Consider the following 10286-nt stretch of genomic DNA (forward strand, 5'->3'; position numbering starts at 1 on the left):
CGGCTGTTTTCCGATTACGCCAGCTTTGCCTTCACTTCGTCGGCGACGTTGGCGGGCACTTCGTCATAGTGCGAGAACTGCATCGTGTACTGCGCACGGCCCTGGGTGAACGAGCGGAGCGCGTTCACATAGCCGAACATGTTCGCCAGCGGCACCATGGCAGTGACGGCCTGCGCGTTACCGCGGGTGTCCGTGCCCTGGATCTGGCCACGACGGCTGTTCATGTCGCCGATGACGTCGCCCAGATAGTCTTCCGGGGTGACGACTTCGACCTTCATGATCGGCTCGAGCAGCTTGATGCCCGACTTCTGCGCCGCTTCGCGCATTGCTGCACGGGCGGTGATTTCGAACGCCAGCGCCGACGAGTCGACGTCGTGGTACGCACCGTCGTACAGCAGCACTTCGAAGTCGATGATCGGGAAGCCGACCAGCGAACCGGTGGTTGCCGTCTCGCGGAAGCCCTTTTCGATCGCGGGGATATATTCCTTCGGAATGTTACCGCCCTTGATCTCGTCCTTGAAGACGAAGCCCGAACCGCGCTCGCCCGGCGTCAGCTTGACCTTGACGCGACCGAACTGGCCGGTGCCGCCCGACTGCTTCTTGTGCGTGTAGTCGATGTCGACCGGCTTCGCGAGATACTCGCGATACGCCACCTGCGGCGCGCCGACATTGGCCTCGACCTTGAACTCGCGACGCATGCGGTCGACCAGGATCTCGAGATGGAGCTCGCCCATGCCCTTGATGATGGTCTGGCCGCTCTCCGAGTCGGACGAGACGCGGAACGACGGGTCCTCGCGGGCAAGACGATTGAGCGCGACGCCCATCTTTTCCTGGTCCGCCTTGGTCTTCGGCTCCACCGACAGCTCGATCACGGGCTCGGGGAATTCCATCCGCTCGAGGATGATCGGGGCGTTCTGCGCGCAGAGCGTGTCACCGGTCGTGGTATCCTTCAGGCCCGCCAGCGCGACGATGTCGCCCGCGAACGCTTCCTGGATGTCCTCGCGGCTGTTCGCATGCATCAGCAGCATGCGGCCGACCTTTTCCTTCTTGTCCTTCACCGAGTTCATCACGGTGGTGGCCGCTTCGAGCTTGCCCGAATAGATGCGCGCGAAGGTCAGCGTGCCGACGAACGGATCGTTCATGATCTTGAACGCCAGCGCCGAGAACGGAATCTCGTCCGAGGAGGGACGCTCGTCCGGCGTCACGCCGTCGAGCTTGAGACCCTGGATCGCGGGAACGTCGAGCGGCGACGGCAGATAGTCGACCACGGCGTCGAGCAGGGGCTGCACGCCCTTGTTCTTGAACGCCGAACCGCACACCACCGGCACGAACGCCATCTCGAGCGTACCCTTGCGGATCAGCTTCTTGAGGTCGGCGACGCTCGGCTCGTTGCCTTCGAGATACGCTTCCATCAGCGTGTCGTCGAGTTCGACGGCCATCTCGATCAGGTCGCTGCGATACTTCGCCGCCTTCTCTGCGAGATCGTCCGGGATCGGCTGATATTCGAATTTCGCACCCAGGCTCTCTTCGAGCCAGATGATCGCGCGGTTCTCGACCAGGTCGACCAGGCCCTTGAAACCGCCTTCGATGCCGATCGGCAGATACAGGACGGCCGGGCGGGCGCCCAGGCGATCGATGATCGAGTTGACGCAGAAATAGAAATCGGCGCCGGTGCGATCCAGCTTGTTGACGAAGCACATGCGCGGCACGCCGTACTTGTCGGCCTGGCGCCACACGGTTTCGGACTGCGGCTCAACGCCGGCGACGCCGTCGAAGCATGCGACCGCACCGTCGAGCACGCGGAGCGAACGCTCGACTTCGATCGTGAAGTCGACGTGCCCGGGGGTGTCGATGATGTTGATCAGGTGCTCTTCGCCCTTGCCTTCTTCGGCGCGCCACTTGCACGTGGTGGCAGCAGACGTGATCGTGATCCCGCGCTCCTGCTCCTGCTCCATCCAGTCCATGGTCGCGGTGCCTTCGTGCACTTCGCCGATCTTGTAGGACTTGCCGGTGTAATAAAGGATGCGCTCGGTCGTGGTCGTCTTACCGGCGTCGATATGGGCCATGATGCCGATGTTGCGGTAACGCTCGAGCGGATGGCTGCGGGCCATGATCGTGGTTTCCTTGAAAATTTGGGGAGCCGGACCGTCCAGCTCCCCAATATGTAGGTACGAAAGTTACCAGCGGTAGTGGCTGAAGGCGCGGTTCGCTTCCGCCATGCGGTGCGTGTCTTCGCGCTTCTTCACCGCGTTGCCGCGGTTGTTCGCCGCATCCATCAGCTCACCCGAAAGACGGGCGGCCATGGTGTGCTCGCTGCGGTTGCGGGCCGAGGTGATCAGCCAGCGGATCGCGAGCGCCTGCGCACGCTCCGGACGGACTTCGACCGGAACCTGGTAGGTCGCACCGCCGACGCGGCGGCTGCGGACTTCGATGCCGGGCTTCACGTTGTTCAGCGCGTCATGGAACACGCCGATCGGCTCGCGCTTGGCGCGCTGCTCGACGGTTTCCAGGGCACCATAGACGATCGCTTCTGCAACGGCCTTCTTGCCGTCCAGCATGACCGAATTCATGAACTTCGACAGAACCTGATCACCGTAGACGGGATCGGGCAGGATTTCCCGCTTTTCGGGACGACGACGACGTGCCATCTCACATAATTCCTTCTGAACTTCAGCCGATCCGGAACACGTCCGGGGCTTACTATGGCCTGATTACTTCGGACGCTTCGCGCCGTACTTCGAACGGCTCTGCTTACGATCCTTGACGCCCTGCGTATCGAGCACGCCGCGAAGGACGTGGTAGCGGACGCCGGGAAGATCGCGCACACGGCCGCCGCGGATGAGCACGACCGAGTGCTCCTGCAGGTTGTGGCCTTCACCCGGAATGTAGCTGATGACTTCGCGGCTGTTGGTCAGGCGAACCTTCGCAACCTTGCGGAGTGCCGAGTTCGGCTTCTTCGGGGTCGTCGTGTACACGCGGGTGCAGACACCGCGCTTCTGCGGGTTCTGTTCCATCGCAGGGACCTTGGACTTGGCCTTCTGCGGTTCGCGGCCCTTGCGGACCAGCTGGTTAATCGTCGGCATGAAGCCCTTCACCTTTCAGATGGTTACTTTGCTGGAGCCCTGTTGGACAGAATACGAAAAAGCCCCGGCGGCCTCAGCCCCCCGGGCGATTGCGTCTCCAGCAACGTTCAGCTCTTGTACCCAAGGCAGGAATCGCCCTACCCGGAACCGGGCGGCCTATACCGATGCGGGGCGATCCGGTCAACTGCGGCGCCCTCGGGCCACCGCGGCCGCGGCGTTAACCCTTTCCGGGGGCTGTCCCCTTGCCGGAGCTGTGCTAGCGCAACGCTACGGAATCGGCGGCGGGGTATGCGGATGTTCAACGGCAGTCGTAATCGGGAAGATCGAGCAAGCTCGAGCGGGAGCACCGCCCAGGCGAATGCCCGGCGCGGGCAATTCTCCGTCCTCGGTGCCGACATCGTCATCACCGGCAATCTCAGCGCCACCTCGGACCTGCACATCGACGGGCGCATCGAAGGCGATGTTCGCTGCGGCAGCCTGGTGCAGGGGGCGGAGAGCCAGATCTTCGGCCGAGTCGAAGCCGACGATGCCCGCCTTGCCGGATCCGTCGAAGGATCGGTGCGCGCCCGCCAGCTCACCGTGGAACGCACCGCGCGGATCACCGGCGATGTCGAATATGAGACGATCATGGTCGAACAGGGCGGCCATATCGACGGCCGGCTGAAGCACATGAACGGCGGGGCCGGTCCGGCTGCCGCGCCGGTGCTGATCGAAGCGGCCGGGGAAGCGGCCTGAGGCCACCTCCCCGGGGCGCTTACATGCCCTTGATCTTGTCGTAGTGCTTGGAAATCATGCCTTCCGCGTCGTGCGCGAATTCGCGCAGTTGCGGCACGTCGCCGCTGCCGGCATAGGCCTGCACCGCGGCGAGCGCCTTTTCGTGCGCCACGACCTGCTGGCTCTTGTAGGCCGTGTCGAACGCGGCACCGGTGGCAGACTGGAGCGTCTTCAGGTTCGCCTGCTGCTCCTCGGTCATCGCCGGCGCCGGGGTGATCGCCGGGCTGGCCTTGCCGGCGGCCGTCTTCAGCTTGGCGGTCGACTTGGTGTGCTCCTCGACCATGTCCTTGCCGAAGTCCTTGAGACCGTCCGTCGTCGCCTTTTGCTGGGCGAGCTTGCCGGCGGCGATCTCATAGGCATCGCTTGCCGCGACGGTGTTCGCGAAGACCTGGCCGGTCATCGGCGCGGCGGCCATGGCGTTGCCGTCCATGCCGTTCATCGCGCCCATATTGTCGCCCATCGCCTCGCCCGCGGGGAGGTTGGTTACGGTGTCGCCGCTGTTCATCGCGTCGGTACCGCCGTTGCTGTTGCCGCCACAGGCGGCGAGCGCGAAGATCGGTGCTGCGCCCAACATCAACAGGTATTTCTTCATCATACAGGCCTCCTCAGTTCCGGAAGCGAACGCCCCGCCCCTGCCGGCGTTCCGAAAAAGCCGGATCATCCCTTTGAGGGGCAATCATAAGTTAGGAACCGAGGGTCTGTCGCCTTGTGTCCGCCTGGGGGCAATATCGGCAGCCCGTCGCCCGAATGGTGCAGCGCAACGCGAATGGTGCGGCGCGCAAACTTACGTTACCTAGCGTCCATTCCCCAGTTAAATTGCGCGCTTAGCTCTGGTCCCTCACCAAGCAACAAGGACTCCACGATGCACCAGGATGAACGGACCCGCCGCAAGGAACGCCTGCGAAGCTCCATCGCGCTGCTGCTGTTCGGGCTGGGAACGCTCGCCTTCCTGATCGCGATCGATCGCCCCGAATGGTTCCATCTGCGTCCCGCCAGCGGCACCGCCGCCGCCATGTCGCACGCCGCGACCGCGGCGCCGGACCGAAACGACGGCTGAACGGACCTGAAACAATCGTCGCGCGTATAGTCCGGCCATGATCGTCACCACCGCCCCCCGCGCCAGACAGGTCCTGCGTGAAGTGTGGCAGCCGCTCGCGCTGCTCTTCATCTGGGACGTGATCGTCACCATCGTCTATTTCGTGCTGCCGTTCCGCGCGCCCTCGCTGCCGCTGACGCTGTTCGGATCGGTGCTGGCGCTGTTCCTCGGCTTTCGCAGCAACTCGGCCTATCAGCGCTGGTGGGAAGGGCGCGGGCTGTGGGGGCTGATGATCAACGCCAGCCGCAACCTTGCGCGGATGGCGCGGAACTACCTGCCGGATAGCGAGGCGATCGATCTCAAGCGCACCATCGTGCTGCGCCAGATCGCCTATGTGAACGCACTGCGCTGTCAGTTGCGTCGCCAGTCCGCGGACCAGGAGGTGCTGCGCTTCCTCTCCAAGGGCGAGGCCGACTATGCGCTGGCCCGCACCAACATCGCCAACGGCATCGTCGACGGCACCGGGCGGCGCATCGAGATCGCGCGGTCGAAGGGATGGATCGATTCGATCCAGCAAAGCTCGATGGAGAGCGTGCTGGTCGACATCGCCAATGCCCAGGGCGGCATGGAGCGGCTGAAGAATACCCCGCTGCCGATGCAATATCGCTTCGTGCCGACGGTGTTCACCCATATCTTCTGCGTGCTGCTGCCGATCGGCCTGGTCGAAACGCTGGGGGTGGCGACGCCGCTGGGCTCGACGCTGGCGGGGCTGATGTTCCTGGCGGTGCTCGCGATCGGCGACGATCTGGTCGATCCCTTCGCCAACACCGTGCACGACCTGCCGCTGAACGCGATGTGCCGCACGATCGAGATCGACCTGCTGCAATCGATCGGCGATCCCGCCCCCGAGCCGGCGAAACCCGACAAGCAAGGCGTGCTGTGGTGAATTGCACGCTGGCCGCCCCTCAAAACGTCATCCTGGCTTGCGCCGGGATGGCGCCTGAGAGGGATGGCTTGCCGTGGCGCCCCTCCACCCGCTACAGCGCGCGGCGTAACGGGTGTCCTCCCGCCGACGGGGGGATGAAAAGGGAACTCGGTGAATAGTCCGAGGCTGCCCCCGCAACTGTAGCCGGTGAGCCGGCGCGCCATTCTGCCACTGGAGCCCATGCTTCCGGGAAGGCGGCGCGCCAGCGACGACCCGGGAGCCAGGAGACCTGCCCGCTACGGTCGATTCTTCACGCGGGCGGGGTGCACCGAGTGAGCGGGGCTGAAATCCCCGTGTGAGCGACACCAAACCATGCGGGAGCGCGTCGCTCCCCCATCCCGGGTGTCTGTACCAAATGCAGTTCTTCAAGCTTTCCCTGTTCGCCACCGCCGTGCTCGCGCCGCTGGCCGCCCATGCCGATCCCGACGACGACCGCATCGTCGTCGTCGCCAGCGGCGTCGCCCAGCGTGCCGATACCGTCGGCCGTTCGATCACCATCCTCGCGCGCGACGAGATCGAGCAGCGCCAGACCGTCGCGCTCTCGGACCTGCTCGCCACCACGCCGGGCGTCACCGTCGTCCGCAACGGCGGGCTCGGCACCGCCACCGCGCTCAGCATCCGCGGCGCGCAGACCGACCAGACGCTGGTGCTGATCGACGGCATCCGCGTCGGCGATCCCTCCGCAACCGGCGGCGCCTACAACTTCGCCAGCCTGCTCGCCGGGTCGGTCGAGCGCGTGGAGGTGCTGCGCGGGCCGAACTCGGTGATCTGGGGCAGCCAGGCGATCGGCGGCGTGGTCAACGTGACGACGCTGCAGGGCGCCCAGGGCCTGCACGTCCGCGCCAATGCCGAAGGCGGATCGTTCGGCACGTTCAACGGCAATGCCGCGATCGCCGGCGGCAACGACCGGATCACCGCGGGCCTGACCGCGGGCTATCTCACCACCGACGGCATTTCGGCCGCGGCGAACGGCACGGAGGCGGACGGCTATCGCCAGCTCGGCGCGACCGGCAACGTGCAGGTGCAGCTGGCCCCGGGCCTCGCGCTCGACCTGCGCGGCTATTATGCCGACAGCAAGGTCGATCTCGACGGCTATGCCCCGCCGACCTATGATTTCGGCGACACGCGCGAATATGCCAAGACGCAGGAGATCTACGGCTATGCCGGGCTCAGGAACGACGCGTTCGGCGGCAAGCTGCGCAGCCGGCTGGGCTTCACCCTCTCCGACATCCACCGCGACGGCTATACCGACGACGCGTCGATCGCGTACCGATACCGAGGACGCGCCGAGCGCTACACCTATCAGGGCGATGCGACGCTGGCCGAGCAGCTTCGCCTGGTGTTCGGCGCCGAGCATGAGCAGAGCCGCATCCGCTACGACGAGGGCTTCGGCAGCGTCGGGCGGTATTCCGTGGGCATCACCAGCTTCTCCGGCCAGGCGATCGTCACGCCGATCACCCCGGTGACGCTGACCGGCGGCGTGCGACATGACGATCACGACACGTTCGGCGGGCACTGGACCTGGAACGCCGATCTCGCCGTCCGCCCCACTGCGACCACGGTGCTGCACGCCAGCTTCGGCGAGGGTTTCAAGGCGCCGACGCTGTACCAGCTCTACAGCGCCTATGGCTTTCGCGGCCTCCAGCCCGAGACGGCCAAGAGCTACGAGGCCGGCGTGCGGCAGATGCTGGCCGGCGGCAAGGTCGCGCTGGGCGTCACCTGGTTCCATCGCGATGCCGACAACCAGATCGACTACAACTTCGACACCTCGACCTATTACAACCTCAACCAGACCCGCGCCGAGGGGATCGAGCTCGAAGCGCTGCTCCAGCCGGTGCAGGCGCTGACGGTACGGGCGAACGTCACCCATGTGACGTCGGAAAACCGCAGCGCCGGCTATCTCGGCAACGATCTGCCGCGCCGCCCGCGCGATACCGCCAATGTCTCGGCCGATTATCGCTTCCCGTTCGGCCTCGCGATCGGCGGCACGGTGACGATGGTCGGCGACAGCTTCAACGATGTCGGCAATGCCACGCCGATCGACGGCTATGCCCTGGCCGGGCTGCGCGCCGAGATGCCGGTGACGCAGCGGCTTTCGGTCTATGGCCGTGTCGATAATATCGGTGACGTGCGCTACCAGCAGATCACCGGCTACGGCACCTATGGCCGCGCTGCCTTTGGCGGCGTGCGGGTGCGCTTCCAGTGAGGTTCGGCGCCGCGCTGCTCGCCTGCCTTGGGCTCGCCTGCCTGGGGCTCGCGGGCTGCGCGGCGCCGCCCACCACCGGCGGCGGGGGCATCGTCTCGATGAACCCGTGCGCCGACGCGACGTTGCTGGAGCTGGTGCCGCCGTCGCGGATCGCCGCGATCAGCCATTATTCGCAAGCGCCCGATTCGACCTCGATCCCGCTCGACATCGCCCGACGCTTCCGCGGCAACAACGGCACCGCCGAGGAAGTGATCGGCCTCAAGCCCGACCTGGTGATCGCCAGCAGCTTCACCGCGCCGTCGACCCGCGAGGCGTTCGCCCGCGCCGGGCTGAAAGTCCTCTATCTCAACATTCCGCCATCGATCGCGGACAGCAAGGCGCAGGTCACCGAACTCGCCGCCGCGGTGGGGGCATCCGCGAAGGGCGCCGCGCTCAACGCCCGCATCGACGCCGCGGTCGCCGCCACCCGCTGGACCGGGCCCAGGACCCCCGCCCTGCTGTGGATCGGCGGCAACCTCGTCACCGGCGGCAAGACGCTGCTCGACGATCTGCTGATGACCACCGGCTTCTCCAACCAGGCCGCGCATTACGGCCTTGCCCATACCGGCCACCTGCCGATGGAGCAGGTGATCGCCGATCCGCCGCGCGTGATGCTCGCCCCCGAGGGGCCCGGCCATGACAGCGATTCGCGCGCGGCAAGCCTGCGCAAGCGCGCCCTCGCCGAGACCGGCCTCCCGGTCACCCAGGCGCAGTTTCCCCGCCAGTTGGTCAATTGCGGCGGGCCGGTGATCCCGGCCGCGCTTGCGCGCCTCGCCGAAATCCGCCGACAGGTCCGCTGAGACGCCTCAGCGGCGCGAGAGCACCTTCTCGATCGTTTCGTGCGGGATGGGAACGGCCTCGCCGAATTCGCGCTCCAGCCGGTCGCGGATGTCGAGCAGCTGCTTCTCGCTCAGATGCTCGATGCCGATGAATTCGTTGCGTGCCTTGTCGACCGCGCGGATCACTTCGTCCAGCTTGGCCTGCAGCGCGGCGGCGTCGCGGTTCTGGGCGTTCTGGATCAGGAACACCATCAGGAAGGTAACGATGGTGGTGCCGGTGTTGATCACCAGCTGCCACGTGTCCGACCAGTGGAACAGGGGCCCGCTGGTGCCCCAGACGATGATGATCAGGAAGGCGAAGGCAAAGGCCGGGGGGCGCCCCGCCCATCCGGCGACGCTCTGCGCGAACCGTTCGAAAATGCGTCCCAAGCCGATGCTCCCGATCCGTGGCGCCGCCGCTATGCGCGCCCGACGGGCAATTGCCAATCGGGGCTGTTCCTCGGTCTTCAGAGGAGCGCAAAAGGGGGGCCGGCGTTGCCGCCAGCCCCCCATGTCGCCGGCCGGTCGGGGTTCTGCGCCGAAGCGCATCGTCCTTCCCGTCGGCGGCCTGCGGCGCGCGCCCCGGCAGGGGGACGATCACCGGATCGGCACGCGAACCGCCACCGGGAGGGGCGATCGTCGCGGGCCTGCCGAATCGGGCGGATCCCGGCGGGACCCGGCACCGAAATGGCTCGCAAGACGCTGACTTTGCTCCGGTTTCCCCTCGGCACCGCCAGCCTTCCTACAAGCATGATGGTCTCACCGGCGGCGAGTCGGACCAAGCGGCATCGCCTGTGGATACTGTGGATAACGGGGATAAGCCGATGTCAGAGGCCCGGCGGCGCCCATCCCGGCGCGGCCAGCTCGAACCCCGCGAAATCGAAGCCGGGTACCACCACGCAGCTCACCAGCCCCCAGCCGTGCGGCGCCTCGGTCGCCTGCCAGCGCCCCGCCGGCACGCGCGCCTGCGGCGCCTGCCCTGCCAGCACGTCACTGCCGAGCACCACCCGCTCGATCCCGCCGTCCGAAGCTTCGATCTGCAGGTCGAGCGGGTATCCGGCGTGCCACAGCCACAGCTCGTCGGCATCCACCCGGTGCCAGTGCGAGCGCTGCCCGGCCTCGAGCAGGAACAGGATTCCGGTGCCTGGCGAGCGCCCCTCGCCCACTGTCGCGGCACGCCACGTCTCGCGATACCAGCCGCCTTCGGGGTGCGGCGCCAGCCCCAGCCGCTCGATGATCGCCCGCGCCTCGTCCATGCGTCTGCCTCCTGCCTGAACGCCGCGTAGTATTGGGTTCATGCAACCGGGATTAAACCCGGCACGTTCCTTTCTTCAACAACAACTCG

General features: G+C 66.3%; 11 protein-coding genes and 1 riboswitch. Of the genes, 5 read left to right on the top strand and 6 right to left on the bottom strand.

The features are described 5' to 3' along the window. Positions 1–14: 14 nt before the first annotated feature. From fusA to rpsL, 3 genes are all read right to left on the bottom strand, one after another. Positions 15–2111, bottom strand: coding sequence for an elongation factor G (gene fusA, locus SPI01S_RS06375; RefSeq protein WP_066719915.1), 2097 nt, complete (start codon positions 2109–2111; stop codon positions 15–17). A gap of 66 nt (positions 2112–2177) precedes the next feature. Beyond that, on the bottom strand, positions 2178–2648 hold the full coding sequence (rpsG, locus tag SPI01S_RS06380) for a 30S ribosomal protein S7 (RefSeq protein ID WP_066719917.1): 471 nt from the start codon (positions 2646–2648) through the stop codon (positions 2178–2180). 63 nt (positions 2649–2711) lie between these two features. After that, on the bottom strand, positions 2712–3083 hold the full coding sequence (gene rpsL, locus SPI01S_RS06385) for a 30S ribosomal protein S12 (RefSeq protein ID WP_010545715.1): 372 nt from the start codon (positions 3081–3083) through the stop codon (positions 2712–2714). A 294-nt stretch (positions 3084–3377) separates the two neighbouring features. On the opposite strand from rpsL, the gene SPI01S_RS06390 reads away from it, so the two are divergent. Beyond that, positions 3378–3818: a bactofilin family protein gene (locus tag SPI01S_RS06390; RefSeq protein WP_084253304.1), complete on the top strand. Its 441-nt coding sequence runs from the start codon at positions 3378–3380 to the stop codon at positions 3816–3818. 19 nt (positions 3819–3837) lie between these two features. Here the strand turns inward: SPI01S_RS06390 and SPI01S_RS06395 are convergent, their stop codons facing one another. Next, positions 3838–4452, bottom strand: a complete 615-nt coding sequence (locus SPI01S_RS06395; RefSeq protein ID WP_169804470.1) for a DUF4142 domain-containing protein — start codon at positions 4450–4452, stop codon at positions 3838–3840. 267 nt (positions 4453–4719) lie between these two features. Here SPI01S_RS06395 and SPI01S_RS06400 point away from each other — a divergent pair, with 267 nt between their 5' ends. From SPI01S_RS06400 to SPI01S_RS06415, 4 genes are all read left to right on the top strand, one after another. Next, positions 4720–4914, top strand: coding sequence for a hypothetical protein (locus SPI01S_RS06400; protein ID WP_066719919.1), 195 nt, complete (start codon positions 4720–4722; stop codon positions 4912–4914). 37 nt (positions 4915–4951) lie between these two features. Continuing rightward, complete coding sequence (locus tag SPI01S_RS06405) at positions 4952–5839, top strand: bestrophin family protein (protein WP_066719921.1); 888 nt, start codon at positions 4952–4954, stop codon at positions 5837–5839. Positions 5840–5932: 93 nt separating this feature from the next. After that, positions 5933–6129, top strand: a riboswitch (cobalamin riboswitch). 104 nt (positions 6130–6233) lie between these two features. Beyond that, positions 6234–8084 (top strand): TonB-dependent receptor plug domain-containing protein, encoded by a 1851-nt coding sequence (locus SPI01S_RS06410; RefSeq protein WP_066719923.1) that lies wholly within the window; start codon positions 6234–6236, stop codon positions 8082–8084. Further along, positions 8081–8923, top strand: coding sequence for an ABC transporter substrate-binding protein (locus tag SPI01S_RS06415; protein WP_066719925.1), 843 nt, complete (start codon positions 8081–8083; stop codon positions 8921–8923). The genes SPI01S_RS06410 and SPI01S_RS06415 overlap by 4 nt, the downstream gene beginning before the upstream one ends. A 6-nt stretch (positions 8924–8929) precedes the next feature. On the opposite strand, the gene SPI01S_RS06420 is transcribed toward SPI01S_RS06415, so the two are convergent. Together SPI01S_RS06420 and SPI01S_RS06425 are read right to left on the bottom strand one after the other, a co-directional pair. After that, complete coding sequence (locus SPI01S_RS06420; protein WP_066719934.1) at positions 8930–9331, bottom strand: low affinity iron permease family protein; 402 nt, start codon at positions 9329–9331, stop codon at positions 8930–8932. A 437-nt stretch (positions 9332–9768) separates the two neighbouring features. Further along, positions 9769–10197 (bottom strand): cupin domain-containing protein, encoded by a 429-nt coding sequence (locus SPI01S_RS06425; RefSeq protein WP_066719938.1) that lies wholly within the window; start codon positions 10195–10197, stop codon positions 9769–9771. Positions 10198–10286: the final 89 nt, after the last annotated feature.

The organism is Sphingomonas pituitosa NBRC 102491, from assembly GCF_001598435.1.
Taxonomy (GTDB): domain Bacteria; phylum Pseudomonadota; class Alphaproteobacteria; order Sphingomonadales; family Sphingomonadaceae; genus Sphingomonas; species Sphingomonas pituitosa.

Excerpts from the sequence above, each read along its gene's own strand:
- SPI01S_RS06410 (WP_066719923.1), top strand. The coding sequence starts at position 6,234 with ATGCAGTTCTTCAAGCTTTCCCTGTTCGCCACCGCCGTGCTCGCGCCG.
- rpsL (WP_010545715.1), bottom strand. The coding sequence starts at position 3,083 with ATGCCGACGATTAACCAGCTGGTCCGCAAGGGCCGCGAACCGCAGAAG.
- SPI01S_RS06405 (WP_066719921.1), top strand. The coding sequence starts at position 4,952 with ATGATCGTCACCACCGCCCCCCGCGCCAGACAGGTCCTGCGTGAAGTG.
- SPI01S_RS06395 (WP_169804470.1), bottom strand. The coding sequence starts at position 4,452 with ATGATGAAGAAATACCTGTTGATGTTGGGCGCAGCACCGATCTTCGCG.
- fusA (WP_066719915.1), bottom strand. The coding sequence starts at position 2,111 with ATGGCCCGCAGCCATCCGCTCGAGCGTTACCGCAACATCGGCATCATG.
- SPI01S_RS06400 (WP_066719919.1), top strand. The coding sequence starts at position 4,720 with ATGCACCAGGATGAACGGACCCGCCGCAAGGAACGCCTGCGAAGCTCC.
- rpsG (WP_066719917.1), bottom strand. The coding sequence starts at position 2,648 with ATGGCACGTCGTCGTCGTCCCGAAAAGCGGGAAATCCTGCCCGATCCC.
- SPI01S_RS06425 (WP_066719938.1), bottom strand. The coding sequence starts at position 10,197 with ATGGACGAGGCGCGGGCGATCATCGAGCGGCTGGGGCTGGCGCCGCAC.
- SPI01S_RS06390 (WP_084253304.1), top strand. The coding sequence starts at position 3,378 with ATGTTCAACGGCAGTCGTAATCGGGAAGATCGAGCAAGCTCGAGCGGG.